Origin of the sequence: Mesorhizobium sp. WSM4311 (genome assembly GCF_002295115.1) — a bacterium.
GTDB lineage: Bacteria > Pseudomonadota > Alphaproteobacteria > Rhizobiales > Rhizobiaceae > Mesorhizobium.
The window spans coordinates 208,083-231,456 of record NZ_NSFV01000005.1; the positions used below are offsets into that span (position 1 = coordinate 208,083).

At 64.3% G+C, this 23,374-nt stretch carries 14 protein-coding genes; 5 read left to right on the plus strand and 9 right to left on the minus strand.

Annotated features, from left to right (window positions below):
* Position 1 precedes the first annotated feature (1 nt).
* Positions 2-1,015 carry an AraC family transcriptional regulator gene (locus tag CK226_RS15185; protein ID WP_095792309.1) on the minus strand — a complete coding sequence of 338 codons (1,014 nt, stop codon included), beginning with the start codon at positions 1,013-1,015 and terminating at the stop codon, positions 2-4.
* Between the two features lie 172 nt (positions 1,016-1,187).
* Here CK226_RS15185 and CK226_RS15190 point away from each other — a divergent pair, with 172 nt between their 5' ends.
* A complete protein-coding gene (locus CK226_RS15190; RefSeq protein WP_095792310.1) occupies positions 1,188-1,610 on the plus strand; it encodes a nuclear transport factor 2 family protein in 423 nt (140 codons plus the stop codon).
* 85 nt (positions 1,611-1,695) lie between these two features.
* Here CK226_RS15190 and CK226_RS15195 read toward each other — a convergent pair whose 3' ends face one another.
* Positions 1,696-2,490, minus strand: a complete 795-nt coding sequence (locus tag CK226_RS15195; RefSeq protein WP_095775569.1) for a SapC family protein — start codon at positions 2,488-2,490, stop codon at positions 1,696-1,698.
* Positions 2,491-2,765: 275 nt separating this feature from the next.
* On the opposite strand from CK226_RS15195, the gene CK226_RS15200 reads away from it, so the two are divergent.
* A complete protein-coding gene (locus tag CK226_RS15200; RefSeq protein ID WP_095775661.1) occupies positions 2,766-3,041 on the plus strand; it encodes a hypothetical protein in 276 nt (91 codons plus the stop codon).
* 74 nt (positions 3,042-3,115) lie between these two features.
* Positions 3,116-3,694 carry a 2OG-Fe(II) oxygenase gene (locus CK226_RS15205; RefSeq protein ID WP_095792311.1) on the plus strand — a complete coding sequence of 193 codons (579 nt, stop codon included), beginning with the start codon at positions 3,116-3,118 and terminating at the stop codon, positions 3,692-3,694.
* A gap of 13 nt (positions 3,695-3,707) precedes the next feature.
* Here CK226_RS15205 and CK226_RS15210 read toward each other — a convergent pair whose 3' ends face one another.
* The 5 genes from CK226_RS15210 to CK226_RS15230 form a co-directional block, all read right to left on the minus strand.
* Positions 3,708-4,232 carry a GNAT family N-acetyltransferase gene (locus CK226_RS15210; RefSeq protein ID WP_095792312.1) on the minus strand — a complete coding sequence of 175 codons (525 nt, stop codon included), beginning with the start codon at positions 4,230-4,232 and terminating at the stop codon, positions 3,708-3,710.
* A 7-nt stretch (positions 4,233-4,239) separates the two neighbouring features.
* Positions 4,240-4,764: a tail fiber protein gene (locus CK226_RS15215; RefSeq protein WP_095792313.1), complete on the minus strand. Its 525-nt coding sequence runs from the start codon at positions 4,762-4,764 to the stop codon at positions 4,240-4,242.
* Between the two features lie 9 nt (positions 4,765-4,773).
* Positions 4,774-5,274: a tail fiber protein gene (locus CK226_RS15220; protein WP_095775573.1), complete on the minus strand. Its 501-nt coding sequence runs from the start codon at positions 5,272-5,274 to the stop codon at positions 4,774-4,776.
* 13 nt (positions 5,275-5,287) lie between these two features.
* A complete protein-coding gene (locus CK226_RS15225; protein ID WP_095788994.1) occupies positions 5,288-5,788 on the minus strand; it encodes a tail fiber protein in 501 nt (166 codons plus the stop codon).
* Between the two features lie 107 nt (positions 5,789-5,895).
* Entirely contained in the window at positions 5,896-18,180 is a 12,285-nt protein-coding gene (locus CK226_RS15230) for an S-layer family protein (protein WP_179301058.1), read from the minus strand.
* Between the two features lie 352 nt (positions 18,181-18,532).
* Between CK226_RS15230 and CK226_RS15235 the strand changes: the two genes are divergently transcribed.
* Together CK226_RS15235 and CK226_RS15240 are read left to right on the plus strand one after the other, a co-directional pair.
* Positions 18,533-19,078, plus strand: coding sequence for an invasion associated locus B family protein (locus CK226_RS15235; protein WP_245318348.1), 546 nt, complete (start codon positions 18,533-18,535; stop codon positions 19,076-19,078).
* 151 nt (positions 19,079-19,229) lie between these two features.
* A complete protein-coding gene (locus tag CK226_RS15240; RefSeq protein ID WP_095792314.1) occupies positions 19,230-20,474 on the plus strand; it encodes a Xaa-Pro peptidase family protein in 1,245 nt (414 codons plus the stop codon).
* Between the two features lie 153 nt (positions 20,475-20,627).
* Here CK226_RS15240 and CK226_RS15245 read toward each other — a convergent pair whose 3' ends face one another.
* Both CK226_RS15245 and CK226_RS15250 read right to left on the minus strand, forming a co-directional pair.
* The gene (locus tag CK226_RS15245; RefSeq protein WP_095792315.1) at positions 20,628-22,064 is read right to left on the minus strand and encodes an amidase; all 1,437 of its coding nucleotides are present in this window, start codon (positions 22,062-22,064) and stop codon (positions 20,628-20,630) included.
* A gap of 183 nt (positions 22,065-22,247) precedes the next feature.
* The gene (locus CK226_RS15250) at positions 22,248-23,336 is read right to left on the minus strand and encodes a Gfo/Idh/MocA family oxidoreductase (RefSeq protein WP_095792522.1); all 1,089 of its coding nucleotides are present in this window, start codon (positions 23,334-23,336) and stop codon (positions 22,248-22,250) included.
* Positions 23,337-23,374 lie beyond the last annotated feature (38 nt).

Below are 23,374 nucleotides of genomic sequence, written 5' to 3' on the forward strand. Positions count from 1 at the left end.
CTCAAGGGGAATCAAGTGCTAAATCGGCCGCCTTCGGGCGGCCGTTTTGCTTTTCGGGGCTCGGATCGTTCGGGGAAGCAATGCGCTGGATTTCCGGTTCGGACGACCGAAAGCCTCTGCGATAGCCGCCGGGCGGCAGCCCGGTCAGCCGGGCAAAGGCCTGCGAGAACGATGGCGCCGACTCGTAGCCGACCGCATGAGCGATTTCGTCGATGGTTCGATTGCTGTCCCGCAAGGCTTTGGCAGCGAGGTTGACGCGCCAGCGCGTGACATAGGCCAGCGGCGGTTCGCCAACCAGCCGGGCGAACCGCCGCGCGAAGGTGGCGCGCGATTGCGATGCGGCTTGCGCCAGGGATGCAACGGTCCACGGGGCTGCCGGCTGCTCGTGGATGAGACGCAGCGCTTGCGCCACGCCTTTGTCGCGCAAGGCGCCGAACCAGCCCGCCGTTCCGATCGGCTGGCTTTCGATCCAGGCCCGCAGCAGGAAGACCAGCACGCTGTCGAGAAGACGCGGCGCTACGATGTCGTGGCCGGTCAAGCCGCCACTTGCCTCGACCCGCAGCAGATCGGTTGCCAGCCGAAGCGGTTCATTGGCGGCGATCTGTGCGCGCGTCAGATGGATCAATGGCGGCAGCAGCGACACCATCGGGTTCGGCCCCGCGCCGTCCAGCGCATATTTGGCGCACAGAAGCGTCGTCCCGTCGTCTACGCCTGGCCGATCATCGGGATCGAGCGTTGCCGAAAGCACGGCGCCTATTGGCGACACCTGCGCATTGGCCGGGTCGCTGAGCGTGTGACCAACACCGCTGCCGACGAGAATCACGTCGCCCTCGGCCACACGAACGGGTCCGTCATTGCCCGCAAGGCGCAGCCAGCATTCGCCACGCTGCACGAGATGAATGGCGGTATTGCGCATGGGATCGACCGAGATGCCCCACGGACGCCGCAGCCTGGCCTTGCCGATCACCGCACTTCCCAGCTGTATGGAAGCCAGGACATCCGACAAGACGTCCACGTCCGTATTCCTTTCGCGAGAACCAAACAGGGCGCAATTTGAGACGATTGGATAAGGATATGCAAGTTCAAGCCATCGATCATCGCATCTCGGTCGATGAAAGTGCGGGGCGCGGTGAACCGGACCGATTCAGCAACCGGCTTCAAGCCATCCCAAGACAGGACAGATATCCATGCGTGATCAGCAATTCATCCAGACGTCCACGGCGCTCCACGATGCGACGCTCGAAGCGAATAAGGCCGCCGTGCTCGACTTCATTGAAAAGTCGGTGAATGAGGGAGATTTGGACGCGGCCGCCGTTCATTTTGGCGAGAGCTACACCCAGCACAATCCGAACATCGCCGATGGCGTCCAGGGGTTCCGGGATTATCTGCAGCAGCTTCGGCAACGTTTTCCCTTGGTCCGGGGCGAGGTCAAACGGATCTTCGCCGAGGGCGATTTCGTCATCGTGCACATGCACGCCAAACGAGAGCCCGAGGAAACCGCCATCGCCATCGTCGATTTCTTCAGGCTGGCGAAGGGCAAGCTCGTCGAGCACTGGGAAGTCCGGCAGCCTGTCGCGCAGGGCACTCTGCACACCAATGCCATGATCTGACCACCGGCGAGAGCGGACAGCTCGCGCGGCGCAGCTATCCCTCCATGGAGCGAAAAGCCGTGGTGGACCGCGGCTCTTTCGTTCTTCAGGCGGCTGGCCTGCCGCGCAGCGATGCCTGGTGCACCAGCGATGTCCAGCTGTTGGTCGAGGCGAGGTGGCAGTAGAGCAGACCGAGCGCGCCGGACTTTCTGAGGTCGAGGAAGGCCTCGTCGCTCAGTCTGTTGAAGGCCGGCTCGTCGATCACCTGGAAATCGGTGAGGTTGAGCACTTCGCCGCCGTCCAGCGTCACCTTGCTCTGGCGCGGCGCGAACAGGCCATGCGCGTCGATCCTGTCGATCATCTCGCGGGTGGCTCTGAAGTCGATCTGGAACTTGTCGCAGAAGGCGAGCGCCTGCCTGGTTGCTTCGGTCGGCTGGTTGCCGCTGAAGAACGGCGCGATCTTGTCATCGCGGAATGGCGCCATGAGCTGGTCGATGACCCGCTCGCTTGCCCTGTCCACGCACAGCGTCAGCCGGCCTGCCGTGGTCGGGTCCTCGGCAAGGATGAAGGGATAGCGGCGGACATAGGCGGGGACGTAATGCGGCGCGGTCCACCGGCCGTCGGCATCGACGAACAAGTTCTCGCCCTGGCGCACGCCGGTGATGATGACAGGGGATTTGGCCGGGCCGATGAAGACGATCGGGTAGGAGCGCATCGCCGCCGGCATTTCCGACGCCACCACCGGAATGGCATGCGCGGTGCGCGCGAAGGCAAAGTCGCCGCGCGCGGTCAGCCCCAGCGAGCCGTGCCGCGCCGGGTTGAGCGCTTCGGGCCTGGAATAGAACAGCGGCATGGCAGCATCCGCCGGCGCCGCTTGCGTCTTCGCCCCGATATCAGCCATGGTCCGTCCCTTTCTCCCGCCGGCCGATCAGGCCGGCTCCTCCACATCAGACCCCAGGACTGGCATCTGCTCTTGTTGCGCTGATCTTGGTTGGGCCAAGACTCCGGCGCAGGGACAAAGTACTACAGTGTCCGTGGCGCGCATAAAAGCACGGCCGCCGTGGTATTTTGCGATGAATTGTCTCGCCCGGGCCTCGGGGCTGCTGCCAGCCTATGGACAGCCTGCCGCGAAGCGGCGACATTGCGCCCGGCAACAAGCGGAGTGAGACAGACGGTATGGCGTCGGTATCGGATTTCAAGCAGGCGGTTGGGTCGGTTTTCACTGTTGCGATTGGCGGCAGGGCGGTTTGCCTCGAACTGACGGCCGTTCACCAGATCGCCTCCAGCCCACGCCCTGGCGGCGGCTTCACGCTTCTGTTCAAGGGGCCGCGCGATATAGGCCTGCCGCAGGCCATCTACCACCTCACCAGCGATGCGATCGCCGACGACATCTTCATCGTGCCGGTTTCAGCCGACGCGACCGGCTATCAGTACGAGGCTGTCTTCAACTGATTTTGATTTTCGACGGTCCGGTCGGTCAGGACGACGATCAGGGCACAGGGCGGTTCGGAGGGGCGGCTCGACATATGATCGACTATATCCAGATCGCCGGCGTCCTTGACGAAGCAGCATGCTGCGCGCTGTGCGCGGAAATTCGGGCTGCCTCGGGCCGTCCGGCCGGCCTGATGGGGCGTCCCGATCAAAACCCGGCATGGCCCGAAGTCCGCCGCACCAGGCGCGCCGAGGTCTCGGAAGCGACCGAAGGGCCGGTGAATGCCCTGTTGGCGCGGCAGAAGACGGCTCTGGAACGGCATTTCGGGCTCGCGCTCGGCACCTGCGAAAAGCCGCAGTTTCTTCACTACCGGGAAGGTGATTTCTTCGTGCCGCATCAGGATGGCAACACGCCGCTCATTCACGACGAGTCGCGGTTCAGAAAGATCTCGGCGGTGATTTTTCTCAACCGTCAGTCGGACGATCCTTCGCCCGAAGGCTATTCCGGCGGCTCGCTGGTCCTGCATGGGCCATACAGCGGTCCGAACCTGCGCGTCACCATGCCGGCCTTGCCGGGCTCGCTCGTTGCCTTCCGTTCGGAAACGACGCACGAAGTCACACCGGTCACGCGCAACGAACGTTTCACCATCGTGTCGTGGTATCGCGGCGCGTGAGAGCACCAGCGCTTCACCGGGGAGGACACATCATCAGGTCGTAAACGCCCTTGTCCTCGGCGACGGCGAAGCCGAGCCTGGCATAGAGCTGTCTGGCCGGATTGTTCTTCTCGACATGAATCGACGCTGATTTGCCGGCTAACCATGCCTCGTCGATAAGGTCGCCGAGCAGTGCCGCGCCGAGCCCTTTGCGCCGATGCGCCGGCAGAAGGGCGATATCGATGATGCGATGCTGGGTCGGCCAGCGCTCGATATAGAGGCGACCGATGTCGTCTCCGTCACGCATGATCACCAGCCAGTCGGCCGCGGGATAGTGTTTGATGTAGTGCGCGTGTTGCGCCCGGAACTGCATGTCGAGGAAGGCCGCCTTCTGCTCGTCGGTCCAGGACGTCACCGCGAGTTCCTCGGCGCGGGTCGACGCATAGAGCCGTGACAGGAACGGCAGATCGGCATCCGTAGCCGGGCGAACCGACAGCCCGGCGCCAACCGCCCGCATCCAGCCGATTGATGCCGCTTCAAACACCTGCAGACCGGTCATCGACAGATCAGGGGCGGGCCGGGAAAATGCCCTGCAAGGCGATGCAGAAGTTGAGTGTCAGGTACGGCATCATGTTGTTGTGCGGCAGGTCGCCGCCCGTTGGCTGCACCGCATTGCTGTTCAGCGGCGTCAAACTGGCGTTGCTGGTCTGGTAGACCGGTCCGCCCGCCGACCGCGCCAGTCCCGTGGAGGCCGATGGCGCGAACAGCAGCGCCGGAGGAATGGCGGCCATCAGCGAATGCACATGTTGCGGCATCTCGGTCTGTAGCAGCGCTACCGTCGTCGATCCCCCGGTTTCACCCAGGAAGTGATCCGATCCGCCAGCGGCCTGGCCGGGCTGCATCGGCGCATTGCCCTGCATGTCCGGCAAGGCAAAGTTCGATTTGCCATCGCCGCCATAGGTTGTGCCCAGCAGCGAGAACAAGGCGGTGTTTTGCGAGATCGGCATGAGCTGACCGTCGCAGGTCGCCCAGCCCGTGGGGGCGAAGTTGAACGGGAAAATTCGGATTTCCGCGACGAATTGGTCCGACATGGTCCTGTCCTATGTTTGGCTCGGGAAAACGCCGAACAGTGAAATGATGAAATTGATGCAAAGATAGGGCTGCAAATTGCTGTGCGGCTGGCTGCCGCCCGCTGGCGTCATCGACGACGGCCCCAGCGCCACTGTGGGAGCGATCGCGGAGTAGACTTTGATCGTGGACGACTGGGCAAGCACGTTGTTGCCCGGGGCGCTGGCGCCACCGATATTGGTTGTCGCCATGAACGGGTGCGAGTGCGAGGCGATCTGCTGCGTTGTAAGCGTAACCTCTTCTACACCCGCCATCTGCCCGATCACGTACCCGTTGCCTTGATGCAGCGGCAGCCGGCCCGACAGGTTCGGCAGATTGAACGTCTCTTCCCCGTCACCGCCATAGGTGGTGCCGATAAGTTGGAACAGCGTCTCATACTCCGAGATAGGCAATGTCTGGCCTTGGCAGAACATCCAGCCGTTCGGATTGAAATTGCCGGCGAACATGCGAATCTCGCCCACATAGGCTGCCATCGTTCGAACTCCTTCAATTTCGCGAGGGAAAGATGCCGACCAGGGCGATGCAGAAATTCAAGGTCAGGTATGGCTGCATGTTTTCGTGCGGCTGGCTGCCGCCGATACTGCTGACTTCGGTTGGGATCATGGTCGTCAGATTCGCCGGTGCGCCATAGAGCTGATTGGCCGGCCCCAGATAATTGTTGGTGGCAATCACCTGGTCACCATCCACCGTCGAGGCGCTGGCGCCATGCACATGGGACGGCAATTCCTGGACGGTAAGCGTATGCGACGGCTCGCCGCCCTGTTGACCAAGGAAAAATCCTTCGCCGCCCATATGCGTCGGCACCCGGCCCTGCAGATTTGGCAGCGCGAACGTGGTTTGCCCATTACCGCCATAGGTCGTGCCCAAAAGAGAAAACAACGCCTGGTTCTGGTTTATCGGCAGAAACTGGCCATTGCAGAACGCCCAACCCTTGGGAGGGAAGTTGAACGATATCAGTTTTATTTCCGATAGATATGGCTCTGCCATACGGGCCCCCTCCAGCTTCTATCCGATGCCGCTAACATGACACGTCAGATAGAAATGTCGACATGAATCTTGTGTATTCGCAACTGCTAAACTACCACAAAACTTGATCAGGGCAGCGGTGGCACCGTATTGACGATGTTGATCGTTCCCGACGTCGCCACGGTTGTCGTGGCCGGATTCAGGTTGTTGTCCGTGACGACCTGCTCGGCCGTTGGAGCTGCGGAGACACCCCTCGACAGGTTGATCGTCGAGGTACTGGCTCCGCCGGATACCGCCAGGAAGACGTCACTGCCGTTCGCCGGATCGCCATTGGAGAAGTCGTTGCGCTGAGTCCCGGAACCGCCGACCAAAAGGTTGATGACGCCATTGTCGCCGGCCAGGCCCGAGCCCGCGACGACGTAGAGGCCGGTGAAGGCATTGGAATCGCCATTGCTGGTCGTATTGCCCTGCACCGTGGCATTGATCGTGCTGCTGCCGGAAATCTGGGAGATCTGTATGCCGGCCGTGTCGTAGTGCGTGAGAATGTTGTTCAGGATCGCGACGGTGAAGGTACCGTTGTCCTGGCTGTTGATGTCGATATCGTTGGAGCCGATGCCGCTGCCCGAATGGGCTGTGCCGGCGACGCCGATCGTGTTGCCCGAAATCGTGCCGTCGAATATCGAATTGCCGCTGCCGCTGCCCTTGTTCACTTCGATGACGTGCGACTTGATGCCGGTTCCACCATTGGCGGCATGCATGTCGAACGTGTTGTTGGCGACATTGAAGGTGACATTGCCAAGGCTGGCGATGTCGAAGGCAGTGCCGCCGCTCACGGTCACAGGGTGGTTGTTGGTTACCGTGTTGCCGACCAGCTGAACGTCCATGTTCGTCCCGACCCCGCCTGTCGCGGCAACGAGGTTGGCGCGGGCTGTCGTCAAAGCGCTGTTGGAGACGGTCAGGTTCATGGCGGTGCTGCCCGCGTCGGCCTGGAAGTTGATGCCGTCGTTCATCCCGGTACCGTTGTCGCTCCTGCCGCCGATGGTGGAGCTGTCGATCGTCAGCCGGTTCAGCGTGCCGGTGTTGTTCTCGACCATGATGGTGTTGGTATAGCCGCCGCTGATGTTCGAATTGGTGATCGAACCGGAGCCCAGCAGGTTGGTCAGCCGGATCGCATCCTCACCGACATTGGCGAAGGACGCCAGCCCGTCGGACAGGCTGTTGCTGGTGCCGCTGTCGCCGCTTATGATGCTGTGGTCCAGCGTGAAGTCGGTGACGTTGTTGCCGCGGATCGCGAAATTGCCGAAGTCGTTGAGCTGCATCCAGGCGAGCTGCACACCCTTCGTACCGTTGAGGAAGATGCCTGTGCCTTGCGTGGCGGAGCCGTCGGCGCCGCTCTTGTTGGCGATGGTGCCGCCCGAGCCGGCCGAGCCGGTGCCGGTCACATGCAGGCCGCCATTGCCGGCCGCCGTGCCGGTGTTGACCAGGATGATGCCGTTGGCGCTGCCGCCATTCGACGAGATGCTCTGGAAGACCAGGTTGCCCGAGTCGATATTTGTGTTCTCGACATCGAGTGCCGTGCCGGTCGTTGACGTGATCGTGTTGCCGCTGCCCTGCACCGTCACCGTGCCACCGCCTGTGGCGTTGAAGCCGGTGCCGCTGGTGGTGTTGATGACCAGGCCACCGCCGGTGAAGTTGATGGTCGCGTTGGTATTGTTGGCCAGGTTGACGGCGGTGTTGGTCCCGGTCGTCAGCGACTTGCCGGCACCGGAGAAATTGATTGTGCCGCCGCTGTTGTTGTTGACGAGAATGCCGTTGGTGGTGGCGCCGGTCGCGGTAAGAGTGCCGGACAGTGTCGTGGTGCCGCCGGTGCGGTTCTGGATGGCAACGATGTTGTTGGCGTTGTTTTTCGAAATGGTGCCGGCGTAGGTGATGTTGCCGGCGCCGCCATTTACGTTGAAACCCACGCCTGTCGGATTGGTGATCGAGGTGCCGGCGCCGAAGCTGAAGGCGCCGTCCGAGCTGGTAACGATGTCGATGCCGGCGTCGCCGCCGTTCAGCGTCGTCGTGCCATTGAAATTATAGGTGCCGTCGGCATTCGAGAATTGCAGGCCGATGCCGTTGCTGGCCGACAGCGTGCCGGTCTGGAAGGTCAGTGTGCCGACGGAGTGGGTCGACACGTTGACCATGGCGCCGCTGCCGCCCTGGGTGATGTTACCGCTGTAGGTGACGTTGGCCGTGCTGCCGGACACGTTCATCGCCGTCCCGGTCGGATTGGTGATCGAGGTGCCGGTGCCGAAGCTGAAGGTGCCGCCCGAACCGGTGAGGATGTTGATGTTGGCGGTGCCGCCGTTCAGCGTCGTCGTGCCGTTGAAATTATAGGTGCCGTCGGCGTTCGAGAATTGCAGGCCGGTGCCATTGGTGGCCGACAGCGTGCCGGTGTTGAAGGTCAGCGTGCCGGTATGGGCGCCGGTGACGTTGACCATGGCGGCGTTGTTGGCCTGGGTGATGTTGCCGGCATAGGTGGCATTCACGCTGCCGCCGGTGACCAGGAACGCCGCGCCCGTCGCACCGCTCAAGCTGCCGGTGCCGAGGCCGACGCTGCCGGAGACAGTGGTCAGGCTGACATTGTTGGTGCCGCCGGTCGATGTCGTCGAGGTGAAAGTGACGCCGGCGGCGATACCGTTGAGATTCACCGCCTGCGCGCCGGTGGAATTCACGGCGCCGGTCGTGACATTGACCGTGCCGCCATTGCTGGCGCTGAAGCCCGCCGTGCCGTTTGTGAGGATATTCAGATTGGCGAAGTTGACGGTCGAAGCCTTGCCGGCGTTGTCGATCGATACGGCTGTGCCTGTCATCGTCGTACTGGTACCGAGATTGACGGCCCCGTTGAAGCTGACCGTGTTCGCCGCGGTCGCGCCGGAAATGGCTATGCCGCTCGCCACGCCATTCGCCGAGATCGGCCCGCCGAAGGTGACGCTGCCGCCGCCGCGGTTGGCGATGCTGACGGCGTTGCCGGCCGTCGCCTTGGTGACCGAGCCGCCATAGGTGATGACGGCATTACCGCCGGTCACGTTGAACGCTGTGCCCGTCGCACCGCTCAGCGCGCCGGAGCCGAGGCCGACCGTGCCGGTGACATTGGTCAGGCCGACATTGTTGGTGCCGCCGCCCGACGAGGTCGAATCGAGCGCGATGGTGGCGGCGACGCCCGAGAGGCTGATCGCCTGGCCGCCGGTGGAATTCACGGTCTCGGCGCCGCCGGTGGCGGCGATGGTCATCGCCCCACCAGTTCCCGAGATGGCCGTGCCGGTGGTGGTGTCGACCGTCAGCCCGCCGTTGAAGCCGGTCGCGCCACCGCTTTGTGTAATGCCGGTGCCGCTTGTCGTGTCGATGTTGGCGAGGCCGCCGACGTTGAGCGTGCCGCTGGCCCAGCCGATGCCGCCGCCGGTCGTGTTGTTGACCGCCACCGTGTTGAAGTTGAAGGTGCCGGTGTTGGCGTTGATGGCGCTGATGCCGGCGCCCGTCGTGTTGGTTATGCTGGTGGCGCCGGTGACGGTGAACGTGCCGGCGACGCCGTCGAAGATGATACCGCTGGCGCCGCCGCTGGCCGTGACGCTTCCTACCGTCATGTTGACGGTCAATGGGTCGAGGTTGAACGCCGTGCCGTTGGTGGTGTCGACCGAGCCGCCGCTGCTGTTCAGGGTGAAATTGGTATTCGCGCCCTTCGTGTCGACCAGGAGACCGGTGCCGCCATTGCTGGCGACGGTGAAGGTGCCGAGGTCGAGCGTGCCGCTGGTGTTGGTGAAGGCCAGGCCGTTGCCCTGGACGCGTGCGCCCGTCGTGCCGACATCGAGCGTGCCGACGCTGACGGTGCCGCCGGCTCCAGTGGAATCGAACGTAACGTTGTTGAAGGCAATGCCGCCTCCGGTGCCGCCAGTGACCGTATTGCCGGAGAAGGACCTGACGGCGATCGAGTTGCTTGTCGGGCCGATGTTCTGGCCGGCGAAGGACGCGGCCAGCGCGGCTCCGGTCGACTGCAGCGTGTTGCCATCGATCGAGAGCAGCAGCGTGTCGGCCGGCGCGCCGGTGGTGATGAAATCGAGCGCCCGGCCGCCGGCGGCGATGTCGTTGTCCCTGACGAAGAAACTGGAGGCGGCCGATGCGTTGCCGGAAATGCCGGCGCCGGTGCCGGTATTGCGGATGATGAGGTTCTGGATGCCGCCGGTGATCGTCCCGGCGCCCGATGTCGCCAGGTTGATGACCGAGGTGGCGTTGTTGGTCTGCAGGATGGGCCGCAGCGTATCGATGCCGCCCGGCGCCGTAACGATCGGCGAATTCTGCACCGTGGTGAAGTGGAACGCTGCCGACGCGCCACCGCTGGTGTCGACACCGAGCTGCGAGACATCGATGGCCGCGTCGCCGCTCTTGAAGGCGAGCAGCACCTGACCGTCATCGAGGTTGAACGCGGTGCCGCTGAGGTCGATGGTTTCTTGGGCACCGTTGACGTTCTGGTCGATCAGCACCACGACATTGGCGGTGGACGCCTGCGCACCCAAATAGCTGCCCGGATTGGCGAGGCTGCCGTCGCCGGTGCCGCCGGATGTGACATAGTAGACGCGGACCGCCGAAAGGTTCGACGTGTCGCCGCTGAAATTGACGTCGTTGAAATTGTAGTCGCCGTTGGTCGGCAAACTATCGGTGGCGTGGATGACCTGGCCGCCGGTGGTCGCGATGGTCGATTCGGCCGGGCCCTGGCCGTCGCCGAACACCAGCTTGGCGTTGGTGGCGCTGGAGAACTGGACGCCATAGCCGACATTTTCGATCTTGGAGGTCTGTCCGGCCGGGTTGTTGTTGACGGTGTCGCCGAGCTGGATCGTCCCGGTGCCGGTCGTGCCGGCCATGTCGATGCCGATCGTGCCGGCGAAGCTGCCGCCATCGACGTCGAAATCGCCCGCCGTGATGTTGCTGGTGCCGAGCGATGCGCCGTTGAGGTCGAAGCCGACCGCGTTCGCGGCGGCGAGGCCGACCGTCACGCTGGTGAAGTCCAGTGCCGAGCCGAGGGTGCCGGAAATGTCGATGCCGCGCGAGGTGATGCCCTGCAGGTCGACCGCGCCGAGATCGAGCGAGCCGCCGTTGACATCGTTGAGCGATATGCCGGTCGCAGCACCGTTGCTCGAAATCGTATCGAAATTGATGCCGGCCGCGGCGATGGTCACGCCGTCGAGGTCCAATGCGGTGCCCGTCCCGGTGGTGATGGTGTTGCCGCTGACGCTGACCGTGCCGCCGCCGCTGGCGCTGAACGCCGTCGCGGCGTTCGTGGTGATGTCCAAACCCTCGAAAGTGATTATGGAACCGGCGTTGTTGGTGAGCGAGACACCATTGCCGCCGACCGTCACCTCGTCGGAGAACGTGATCAGGCCGCCGGTATGATTTGCGATGCTGACGCCGCCGCCGGTCAGCGTGCCCGGTGTCGCGCTGTTGGGCAAAGTGCCGCGCGTCAGCGTGATGTTACCGGCGCCGCCATTGGCGTCGAGCAGCGTGCCGGCGACATTGATGTTGTTGTCGAGAATGGACAGGTTCGAGTCGAGGCTGGCGACCTTGAAGGCCGTGCTGCCGGTGGCGACATTGCTGACCGTCACGCCCTGGATGGTGATGCCGCCGGCATTGTTGAAGCCACCCGCGCTCTGGTCGATGGCAAAGACCGAGCCGCTGGCGCCATTGAAGTTGAAAGCGGTGTTGCTGACCTGGTTGCTGCCGAGCAGATGCAGGAAGTCGGCCGTGCCGGTGACCACGCCTTCATTGCCGGTGACGTTGCCGCCGGTGGCGCCGAGATTGCCCTGGACATTGACCGGCTGGAGCGTGCCGGAGACGGTGATGGCGGTGTTGTTGCCGAACCCGGTGATCGACTGGCCCGAATCGAGCGTGAACGGCGTGCCGCTGAGATCGACGGTGCCGACGAAGGCGAAGGTCTGCGTGCCGGCCAGGGCATCGGCGGCGGCGACCGAGATGGTCGTCACCGCGGCGCTGAGCCCGTAGGTGCCGGCGGCGATCACGCCACCGTTCTGCGAGACCATGATGGTCCCACCAACCGCGCTGGGCAGATTGGCGCTGCCGGTGAAGCCGACATCGTCGAAATCGTAATTGCCCAAGGCCGGATCGAGGCCGACCGTGTTGACGGTGAAGGCGCCAACGGCCGTGGCGCTGATGGATGACTGCAGCCCGTCGGCCGAAGTGCCGTCGCCGAAGGTGAAGTTGGCGTTGGCCGAGGTCGCCGTGGTGCCGCCCGACGACAGTTCGACGCCGATGCCGAGATTGGTGATGCTGGAGCCGCGCTGGAAGGTGATGGTCTTGTTGCCCGTCGTCGACGACAGGTCGATGCCGCGCGAGGTGAGGTCACCGTTGCCGGTAATTGCCGTCACGCCGAAATCGGCCGTGGTCGACGAACCGTTGAAGTCGATGCCGGTCTGGTTGGCGCCGGCACCCATCGTCACGTTGGTCGTGCCGAAGGTCACGTTGGCATTGGTGCCGGCGAAGTTGATGCCAGCCGCGTTGGCGGCCGAGCCTAGAGTCACGGTGGTCGTGCCGAAGGTCAACGAACTCGCAAAGGTACCGATGTCTATGCCATTGCCACCGGCACCCGACACCGTGACCGCGCCGAAGGTGGCACTGGAGCCGCCGGCGATGTTCGAAACCGACAGCCCGTTGCCTATCGCGTTGGTGATCGACAAAGGCGCGGTGGCGTTGAAAATAGCGCTTTCGCCGGGGGCGCCTAGGCGGGTGAGGACTGCGCCGCCACCGCCAGTGGCCGTCATCGCCGAGCCACTGAAACTGATCGTACCGCCGGTCAGCGTTGACGATGTGCCTATAGCGAAGAGGTTACCGGTGCCCGTTGAGGTGATACTGCCGCTGAAGGCCACCGAGCCGCCGGTGATGCCGTCGACCTTGACCGCTGTTCCGGGCGCGGTCGCCGAACTGGAAATATTGGCCGAGACCGTGATCGCAGCGCTGCCGCCGGAGACGACGACGCCGTTGCCGGTACCGGAGTTGGTGATCGTGCCGCCGATGGCAATGGTGCCGGTGTTGTTGGCCAGGCTGACATCGGCGGCGTTAACACTTGTCGTAACCAAGTTGTTGACGTTGACGGTCGCCGCACTGTTCTGCACCACGAAGCCAGAAACGCCGAGGGCGGTGGTATCGATCTTCGTCGTGCCGTTGAAGCTGTACGTGCCGCCGGCGATGTTGGTGAGGCGGATGGCGTCGCCGCTGATACGGAACAGATCGACATTGCCGAAGGTGACGTTGCCGCTGCCGGCACTGATGTTCTCGATGACGATGCCAGTAGAAGCGCCGCCGCCCGAGCCATCCACGTTGACGCTGGCGAAATTCACGCCGGCGGCGCCGATGGTCATTCCGGTGCCGCCGATGAGAATTCCCTTCTCATCCGGCCCGAGGCCGGTTGCTACGGTGTTGGTCCCGGTCACCGTCAGCGTGCCGCCATTGACAGCGCTGAAGCCGTAGCCGCCATCCGTGGTCAGGTCGAGGCCGCCGGTGAAGTTGATCGTACCGCCGGTGTTGCCGGTCAGGTTGATCGCATTGGCCGCACCGGTGCTGGCGGTGATCTTGCCGCCGAAGGTGGCGGTGCCGCCGGTCATGTTGGAAATTCTCACCGCGCTTGCAGCGGCGGTCTGGCTGATGGTGCCGTTGTAGGTGACGTTGGGCGTGGAGTTGGTGATCGAGAAGGCGTTGCTGCTCGTACCGGCGATGGAGCTTCCGGCCCCGAAGGTCAGGGTTCCACTCGAGCCGGCAACGATACCGACGCCTATGCCGCCGCCGATAATATCGAGGTCGTCGAAAGTGGCGGTGCCGTCGAAATCGTTGGCGAACAGCCCGACATTGCCGGCATTGGCGATCGTCGTATTGCCGGTGAAATTGACGGTCGCGCTTGAATTAACCAGCGCGATGCCGGTCTGGCTCGCATTCTGGATGTGGAGACCGTCGACCGTCACCGTGCCGGTCACGCTGTCGAGGACGACGCCTGTCGCGGCGCTGCTGACCGTCACGCCGTTGATCGTTGCGCCGGCGATGCCCGTTCCATCGATTGCGGTGGCGGAACTGCTGGCGGTGAGGTTCGCGACGAGGTTGCCATTGGCCAGGTCGATGGTGTTGCCGGCCGAATTGTTGAGCGTCGCGCCGCCATTGCCGAAAGGATCGGCCTGGAATTGCGTGCCGCTGATGACATGCGTGCCGGTGACATTGGCGGGCGGCGCGCCAAGGCTCACCGAAGCGCCATTGGCGAAGGAAACGATCGACTGGCCGTCGGCCAGCGTAAAGCCGTCGGCATCCGTATCGATGTTTCCGGCGCCGTTGTTGACCAGCACGAAGATCGTGTTGGCGGGAGCCGCCAGGGCGTCCGCCGCGGTGGCGTTGATCAGGTCGTTGACGCTGGAGCCGTCGCCAACGCCGGTGCTGGCGGCGCCGACGAAGACGACATTGGCGATGTCGAACAGCTGCGGACCGTTCAGCACCGTGGTGTTGAAGGCATAGGTGCCGCTGCCTGGCAACAGGCCGCGCATGTCGAGCGACGCCGTCGTGCCGGTGATGACCGCGCCGCCGGCCGCGCCGAACGAGAACGCCGTGTTGGCGGTGGTGCCGGCCGCGCCATTGGTGCCCATCTGCACGCCGGTGTCGACACCGGCGATGATGCCGCCGCCGATCGTCACCGAGCCGCCATTGGTGCCCGACAGGTCGATGCCGATCGAGGAGCCGCCGGAACTGCCACTGACGTCGAGCGTAGCGGCGGTGAAGGTCGAGGTGCTGCCCGACAGGTCGAGGCCGGTGGAGCAGTTACACAGGCCAGTGATATGGATGTCGCCGAAGCTGATGATGCCGTTGCTGCCAACGACGTCGATGCCGCTTCCGAACGGCTGGTCGATGGTGACCGCGCCGCTGAACGAAACAGCGCCGGTGTTGTCTTCCAGCCAGATGCCGTCGCCGGGATCGGTCATGCTGACCGGTCCGCTGAAGGTGAGCGTGCCGGCATTGTCGGTGGCGAGGATGCCCTCGCTGTCGATATGAGTCAGGGTGACCGGCCCGCCGAACGTGACCGCGCCGCCGGAATTCTGGACGTCGATACCGACGCCGCCCGGGGCGGTGATGTCCGAGATATCGACGGTTCCGAACGTGAAATCGGCGGTGCTGTCGAATATCCCGAGGCCGCCGAGCAAGGTGTTGCTGACCGTCGTTGCGCCGGAAACGGCGAAATTTCCCGACACGCCTGCAAACGACGCGCCGAAAAGGCCGCCGTCCTGCGTCAAACTGGTCAGCGTCACGTCGATATTGGCGCCGAGCAAGACGACGCCGGCCGCGCCATTGCCGGAGATTGTGCCGTCGCTGGTGCTGAATGTGCCAGTGGTGGAGAGGAAGTCGGCGCCGAAGCCGGAATTGTCGGACGCGTTCAGCGTCTGGAATGCGTATGTCCCGTCGCCCGAGATGAACAGACCGTTGCCGCCGTTGTCCGACAGCGTCGTCGTGTCGGTGAAGGCATAGCTGCCGTTGCCTTCGATATGTAGGCCGTCGCTGCCATTGCCCGTCGAGGTCACATTGTTGGCCGCGACGTTGCTGGCGCCTTCAAACAGCAGCCCGTCCAGGCCGGCTCCGCTGACACTGACGCCGCTTATCGTCACGCCGGTGACGTTGTTGCCGTGGATGCCGGTGCCGCCGCCTGGATTGGCGTTCGAGACGTTGAAGTCGAGCAGCGAGGTGCCGCTGGCCAGCGTGACGGTGTCCGCGCCGGCCGAACTGGTCAGCGTCGCCGCGCCGCCTGCGTCCGAGATGGTGCCGGTATGCGAAATGTTATCGCCGGTCACATTGACCGGGATGCCGCCGAGCGAGAAGGTCCGCCCGTTGCCGAACGAGGCCAGCGTCTGCCCGGCGCTCAGCGAGAAACCGTCGGTGTCGTCGATGGCCGTGCCGCGATTGACCAGCACGAAGATCGCCGTGCCGTCGGTGTTGGCATCGGCGGTGGCGATCGAGGCGAGGTCGAGCAGGGAAGAGCCGGTGCCCGAGCCGGTCGCCGTGGCGCCGACGAAGATCACATTCTGCACGTCGAACAGCTGCGGACCGCTGAAGGTGGTCGAGCCGAACGCGTAGTGGCCGAGCGTCTGGTTCAGCCCGCGCGCGTCGAGCGAAGCGGTGCTGCCGGCGATCGAGCCGCCGCCGAAGCTGAATTCGGCATTGGCCGAATGGGCCAGCGAGCCGGCTATGCCGAAGCGCACGCCAGTGTCGACCCCGGCGATGGCGCCGCCATCGGTGATGACGATCGTTGCCCCGCCCGAGGTCGGCGAGGAGAGATCGATGCCGATAGAGCCGGCGGAGCCGGTGCCGGTGATGTTGAGCGACTGCGCGGTGAAGTTCGTGTGGCTGCCGGAGAAGTCGAGGCCGGTGCCGACGCCGAGGCCGGAGATGACGATGTTGCCGGCGACCACCGCCGCATTGACGCCGGCAAACGAAATGCCGTCGCCGCCGGGTGCCGAGATGGCGACATCGCCGAAGCGGATCGCCGCCGGCGAATCGGAAATGGCGATCGCCGGTCCCGTCGTGTTGGAAATCGTCGTCGAACCGTTGACGGTGAAGCTGCCCGAGACATGGTCGAGCACGACACCCGACGTGCCGCCGGTCTGGCTGATCGAATCCAGCACCAAATGGGCAGTGATCGGGTCGATGAAGACGGCCATGCCGCCATTGCCCGACACGGTGCCGCCGGTGGTGGTGAAGCTGCCGGCAATCGACGTGCCCTGCACGGTTATGCCGCGATCGGTGTTATCAAGCGCATTGACGGTGGCGAAGGTGTAGGTGCCTTGGCCTGATATATCCAGACCGTCGTCGTGGTTGCCCTGCAGCAGCGTCGTGCCGGTGAAATTGTAAGTGCCGTTGTCTTCGATATGCAGGCCGTCGAGGCCGTTGCCGGTCGCGGTGAAACCGGACGCCTTGACGTTGGTCGAATTGCCGGTGAACGCGGCGCCGTTGCCGCCGGCACCCGTCACAGTCACGTTGGTCAGCGTCGTGCCGGTGGCGTTGTTGCCGAAGATGCCGTTGGCGCCGCCGGTGATGGTGATGCCGTTCAGCGTGTTGCCGGTGCCGAGCGTGATGACGTTGTTGGCGACATTGGTGCCCTGGATCGTGCCGTCGCTGCCGCCCAGATTGAAGGTGGCGGTGCCGCCGCCGGACAGTTTCGCGGTGACGCTTTCGCCGCCGCCGATCACGGTCTGGCCATTGGCAAGTGTCACGCCGGCTGTCGTCAGATTGCCATTGCCGCCCAGCGCAACCACAAAACCGCCGCTGCCGGCCTTGGTGACCGCGTCGTCCAGCGTCGTCGGGTCGGTCAGCGTGCCGGCGCCCGCCAGCCCGCCATCGGCGAAATAGAACTTGCCGAACGCCGCATTGGTCGCGGCGTTGATGGCGACGCGCGTCGTCGAGCCGCCGTTGATCTCCTGCGACTGGATCCTGACGCCGATATCGCCGCGCACGCGCTCGTTGACGCGCTTGCGCAGGCCTTCACTGACCGGATAGACCGGTTCGGCACCGATGGCCGCGGTCTTGTCCGAACCGTGGCCGGGGTTGAACGGGATGTTCAGCCGCACGCTGCCGGCGAACTGGGTGTCGTCGCGATTGTCGTTGCGGACCTCGCCGGCGAAGACCAGTTCGGTGCCGCTGCCGAAGACATCGCCGATCGTGTATTCGAACCCGGCCTTGGCGCCGGTGACGCTGCCGTCGTCGCCGTGCGGGTCCTCGAAATGGTAGCCGCCAATGTCGAGCCGCAGCGAGTGCTTGTCGGGCAGGTTGACCGGAACCTGGGCGCCGATCTCGCCTTCGATGCCCCAGGCCGCGTAATCACGGTGGTCGAGCACCGATATCCGTTCGATCAGCTGGTTCGAGACCATCGACAGGGTCGAGCTGGTCGAATGATCGGTCGAGTCGCCCTTGATCGGTACGAAGACGTTCACATGCGCGTCGAAGTTCGGCGTGATCGCCTCGACGCCCAGCGTGGCCGCGGTGAACTGCGTGCTGTCGTAGTTCTCGAGGTTTATATAGGCGTAGCCGCCGAGCATCAGGTCGGGATTGACGATGCGGCGAATGCCGAGGCCGATGTCCTGGCCGGAAGCATCCTTGAAATCGTGCTTGGCCCGGACATCGAGGAACAGCACCGACTCGGCCGTCTGCTTGATCGGAATGAAGCCTTCGAGCGCGGCGTTGCCGCCATTGTTGTCGGCACCGACGATGGCGCGGATCTGCGGCTGCCAGAGTCCGTCGGGATCGGCATGGGCAACCACGCCCGAAAGGCCAAGCGCCAGCGTCGTCAGCGCCGTCGTCTTCCAAAGATGGCTCACAATGCGCGAACGGCGATAGCCAGCGCCCACGCGGAAAGCCTCCCCATGCGCCACCATCCCACCAACCTGCCGAGACGTCTCGGTAGTTTCCATCCCTGGCGAGTCCCTTCAGGGACTGCACGTCCCGCGTGTTAATTCTTACGCGAATTCTATTGTATAGCGAGTCCGGAAGGTTGTGCGTGTTGTTGTCGGACCGCAAAGTTCTGTCCTGTGACCATATTGCCACAGTAGATTTGCCGGCTTGCTTGACCCGGGACTCGGCTTTCGGAGCTGTCGCCATTGTTGTATCAAGCCTTTTCCGAGAGAATACCTGCCGGGGCAAGGAAAATTGTGGGGCGTCAAGAACATGCCAAGTAATTTAGCTAGAGCTAATCTAGCGCGAATGATCGCGACATCGGCTGCCCTTTGGCTGCTGTCGACTTCTGTTGGCCCGGCGCTTGCCGAGGACGCGGCCAAAGGGTCCCAAGCCAAACAGTCTCAGCCCAAGGAGGCCGGACCCAAGCCGGCCGACGCCAATGCATGGGCGGTGAACTGCTCCAGCGGCTCGGCGACCAACGAGCTTCAGTGCCAGGTGTCGCAGACCCTCACCGAGGCCAAGACCGGGCAGCGCGTGCTGACCGTCACCGTGCGCCGCGACAACGCCAATGGCAGCTCCGCCATGCTGCTCGCTTTGCCGCACGGCCTGTTCCTGCCGTCCGGCGTCAGCTATCAGGTCGACCAGGGGCAAAAAATCGTCATCGCCATCCAGACCAGCGACCAGAACGGCGCCTATGCCGCCACGCCGCTGTCGCCGGAACTGCTCAAGACGATGAAGTCGGGAACCAATCTGAACATCTCCATGGAATCGGTCACCCGCAAGCCGGTCACCATCCCGGTCTCGCTCGCCGGCTTCACCACGGCCATCGCCAAGCTGGAATCGATCAAGTAGCGGGTTCGCCGGCAACCATTGGCCGACATCCCGCCCCTTCGTGGGCGTCTCCGCTCCGCGCTCAAGCGATGCAGCGCGTCAATACGAGCAACCGGCTTGATTGTCCGCACCCGCAATGCTCCGTTGTCGCTTCGGACATCCGGAGAAACCCATGACAGGCTTTGTCGACCGCCAGCGCGCCGCGCAGTTGATGGAAGGCGCCGGCATCGGGGCGCTGGTGCTCTGCGCGCCCGAGGCCTTCCACTATGCGACCGGTGCGTGGATCGGCCCGGCGGGACTGTTCCGCCGTGCCGGTGGCGGCTTCGTGATCATCCCGGCCGGACAAGACCTGCCGATCGGTGTTGTCGTCGCCGACTTCAACGCCGCGCAGCTGCGGCTCGCCGCGCCGGAAGCAATCGTGCGGTCGCACCCGATCTGGATCGAATCCGCGCCGGTCGAGATTGGAACGCACGGGCTCGCTTTGGCCGAACGCATCGAGGCCGGCCTTGCCTCGCTTGGCCGCGCCCCGGATTTCTCCCGCCCCGCCACTTTCGATCTCGCCGGCTCGGTGCGCCAGCTGCAGGCCTTGCTCGAGGAATTCGGACTGGAGCGCGCAACGCTCGGCATCGACCTTGACTTCGTCCCGGCCGCCGATTTCGCGGCCATCCAGGCGCTGTTGCCGCATTGCCCGATGGTCGATGGCTCGCCGGTCCTTGACAGGCTGCGGGCCGTCAAATCCCAGCGCGAGATCGATCTCCTCCAGCAAGGCATCTTTCTCTCGGAAGCCGGGCTGGAGCGCTTGCAGGTGGACGCGATGGCCGGCATGCGCCAGGCCGATCTCATCGCGCTCTACCGCAAGGGCGTCGCCGAAGCGGCAGCCGGGCTGTCGCATCCGGTCGTCACGGCGGAATATGTGACGCTGGGCGCCCGCGCCAAGGGCGCCGACGCCAGGGCCGTGGCCGGCGATCCCTTGAAATGCGACATGGTCTGCACGGTCGGCGGCTACGCTTCCGACATGTCGCGCAATTTCACCTTCGGGCCGCCTTCCGCCGACCAGGCCGAGCTGCATGCCATCGCCGAGCGCGCCTTCGAGGACGGGCTGGCGGCGCTGATCCCCGCAAACACGCTCGCTCATGTGCATCGCGTCACCACCGAGAGCCTGGCGCGGCAAGGCCTGCGCAGCTTCCGCCGCGGCCATTTCGGCCACAGCGTCGGCCAGTCGGTGTTTTCCGAGCAATGGCCGTTCATCGCGGCCGACAATGATGTCGTCATCGAGGCCGGCATGGTGCTGGCCTTCGAAATCCCGCTCTACATGGACGGCCTCGCCAGCTTCAATCTCGAGGACCAGTTCCTGATCACGGCAGATGGGCCGATGCCGATGAACCGGCTGCCGAGGCGGCTGGAGAGGCTTGGCTAGCGGGAGGCTTCACTCCGGAGATTGGCCGAGCCCCTCCACGTTTGTCATCCACGGACGGAGCAGTCGCGTGGCGGCGTCGCGGAGACCCGAGGATCCATATGCCGCGACCTTGATCGAATAGTGCAGCGCCGCTGCACAACCCTTGCCGGCTAACTAAGCGCTCACCTGCGGCCGCGGATCCCTCCACGGCATCTCCTGCTCCAGCTGCGCCGAAGCCGCCAGCACGGTCGCCTCGTCGCCATAGCGGCCGACCAGCTGCACGCCGATCGGCGCGCCGCCTTTCGACCAGCCCAGCGGCAGCGAGATCGCCGGCTGGCCTGAAATGTTGAAGGGGAAGGCAAACACCGCGTCCGTCCATTTGGCGTTGTAACGGTCGATGTCCGTCTCCGACATGTCGTAATAGCCGAAGGGACGCGGCAGCTGCGTCAGCGTCGGCGTGATGAAGAGGTCGTAGGCATCGAGATCACCGACAATGTCGCGGCCGATCTGCCTCAGCTGCTCGACATCGGAGATGTGCCTGACACCGTTGGTGGCGCGGCCGCGCGTGATGATCGCCCAGGTCACGGCCTCGACGTCGTCAGGCGTCACCGGCCGGCCGATCACCGTTTCAAGATAGTCGAAGGTCGCCGCCGTCTGCACGCAGGTCATGTTGGTGTAGGTCGCCCAGACGCCGTTGGCATCGAGCGGCATGTCGTGCTCCTCGACATGGTGCCCCAGCCGTTCGAGCGTTATCACCGTCGCCAGCACCGCCGCCTTGACCTCCGGATCGATGGCTGTGCCGTTGGGCGGCGTGACGGTGAAGCCGATGCGCAGCGTCTTCGGCGCCTGCGCCGACAGGCTGAGCCACGAGGCATCGGGAACCGGCGGCGTATAGGGGTCGCCCGGCAGCGCGCCGGCGACGGCATCGAGATAGGCCGCGGTATCGCGCACCGAGCGCGAACAGCAGAGAAAATAGGCGCCGCCATACCAGTAGTCGCCGAACGGCGCGAGGCTGACGCGGCCGCGCGACGGTTTCAGGCCGACAATGCCGCAGCAAGAGGCTGGAATGCGGATCGAACCGGCGCCGTCGCTGGCTTCGGCGATCGGCACCATGCGCGACGCGACGGCCGCGGCCGCGCCGCCGCTCGAGCCGCCGGGCGTGATGCCTTCCTTCCACGGATTCTTCGTCACGCCGTAGAGCTTCGGCTCGGTCGTGATCGACCAGCCGTTCTCCGGCGCGTTCGACTTGCCGACCAGCACCAGTCCCGCCGCCTTCATGCGGCGAACCACTTCGGTGTCGGAGTCGGCGACGACGTCCTTCAGATAGAAACAGGAATTGGTGTTCGGCGCGCCGGTCCAGGACGAGGCCAGCTCCTTGAGCAGGAACGGCACGCCGGCGAAGGGCGCGGACCTGTCGACCGTCTGCGCCTGCGTCCGCGCCATGTCGTAGAGGCGATGGACGACCGCGTTCAGCGCCGGATTGAGCCGCTCGACCAGCGTGATCGCCGCCTCGACCAGTTCGGCCGGCGAAACCTGGCCGCCGCGCACCAGCCCGGCCAGATCGAGCGCATCGGAGTCCGCGTAGGTTTTCAAAAGACTGTCGGTGACCATTTCTCTCTCCCAAATTTGCATGCCTCGGCACCTCGCTTAGGAATGCGCGAGCTGTCGTTACCGGCCAACTGCAAATGTAAGCTCCGCCCCGCCTGCCGGCGCCTTCTCCCCGTATAGTGACCGGGAGAAAGATGAAAATCCTGCGCTGCCGGTGCCGCCTCCAGCGCCAGCAGCCGGATTGCGTCAGGCCAGCTCGACCGTCCGTCCCAGCGCAATGCTCTGTTCGGCGGCGAGCACGATGCGCAGGCTGTTGACCGCCGCGTCCATCTGCTCGGTCAGATCGAGGTCCTCGCGGATGGCGCGCAGGAAGAAGGCCTGCTCGCGGTCGCACAGCTCCTGGTGGCCGGGCTCGTCCTCCATGCTGACGATCTCATCGCGCTTGGAAAAGTTCTTGTCGCCGTCGACTTGGGCGTAATGGATCTTCAGCGCATCGGTCTTGGTGTGGCGGTCGATGTCGGCCGAGTTCGACACTTCGGCGTCCGAGGCGGTGCTGGCAGCCTGGCCGGCGACGATCGACACGGCGCCCTTCGGACCCACCACGTCCTTCACGAAATAGGCCGTCTCGCTCATCATCGGGCCCCAGCCGGCCTCATACCAGCCGACCGAGCCGTCATCGAAGGTGACGTGCAGATGGCCGTAATTCTGCTTGTCGGCCTCCGCCCACAATTTGGCGCCGATGCCGTGCACGCGCACCGGCTTGGCGCCGGTCAGCTGGCACATGACGTCGACATAGTGCACGCCGCAATCGACGATCGGGATCAGCGAATCGATCAGGTTCTTGTGCCAGTGCCAGGCGCTGCCGCTGCTCTGCTGGTTGAGGTTGAGGCGCATCACCAGCGGCTTGCCCAGCGTCTTGCCGACCTCGATGAATTTGATCCAGGACGGGTGGACGCGCAGGATGTAGCCGAGCACCAGCTTGCGGTTCTTGGCGCGCGCCGCCGCCACGACCTTCTCGGCATCCTCGATGTTGGTGGCGAGTGGCTTTTCCATGAACACATGGCAATTGGCCGCGATCGCCTTCAGCGCATATTCGGCATGGGTGTTCGGCCAGCTGTTGATCGAAACGGCGTCCGGCTTCGTCTCCTTCAGCGCCTGGTCGAAATCCTCGTAGAGCGGATAGCCGGCTAATTCGGCCGGTATCTTGCTGTTGCTCTTGATCGAGCGGCTCATGATGCCGACGATCTGAAAACCCTCGGAGCGGTGATAGGCGCTGGCGTGCGACGCACCCATATTGCCGAGACCCACCACCAGCACTTTTACCTTGTCGGCCACCGCCACCTCCCACGCTTTTCTTCAATGGATTGTGGGCG

Excerpts from the sequence above, each read along its gene's own strand:
- CK226_RS15190 (WP_095792310.1), top strand. The coding sequence starts at position 1,188 with ATGCGTGATCAGCAATTCATCCAGACGTCCACGGCGCTCCACGATGCG.
- CK226_RS15195 (WP_095775569.1), bottom strand. The coding sequence starts at position 2,490 with ATGGCTGATATCGGGGCGAAGACGCAAGCGGCGCCGGCGGATGCTGCC.
- CK226_RS15200 (WP_095775661.1), top strand. The coding sequence starts at position 2,766 with ATGGCGTCGGTATCGGATTTCAAGCAGGCGGTTGGGTCGGTTTTCACT.
- CK226_RS15205 (WP_095792311.1), top strand. The coding sequence starts at position 3,116 with ATGATCGACTATATCCAGATCGCCGGCGTCCTTGACGAAGCAGCATGC.
- CK226_RS15210 (WP_095792312.1), bottom strand. The coding sequence starts at position 4,232 with ATGACCGGTCTGCAGGTGTTTGAAGCGGCATCAATCGGCTGGATGCGG.
- CK226_RS15215 (WP_095792313.1), bottom strand. The coding sequence starts at position 4,764 with ATGTCGGACCAATTCGTCGCGGAAATCCGAATTTTCCCGTTCAACTTC.
- CK226_RS15220 (WP_095775573.1), bottom strand. The coding sequence starts at position 5,274 with ATGGCAGCCTATGTGGGCGAGATTCGCATGTTCGCCGGCAATTTCAAT.
- CK226_RS15225 (WP_095788994.1), bottom strand. The coding sequence starts at position 5,788 with ATGGCAGAGCCATATCTATCGGAAATAAAACTGATATCGTTCAACTTC.
- CK226_RS15235 (WP_245318348.1), top strand. The coding sequence starts at position 18,533 with ATGATCGCGACATCGGCTGCCCTTTGGCTGCTGTCGACTTCTGTTGGC.
- CK226_RS15240 (WP_095792314.1), top strand. The coding sequence starts at position 19,230 with ATGACAGGCTTTGTCGACCGCCAGCGCGCCGCGCAGTTGATGGAAGGC.
- CK226_RS15245 (WP_095792315.1), bottom strand. The coding sequence starts at position 22,064 with ATGGTCACCGACAGTCTTTTGAAAACCTACGCGGACTCCGATGCGCTC.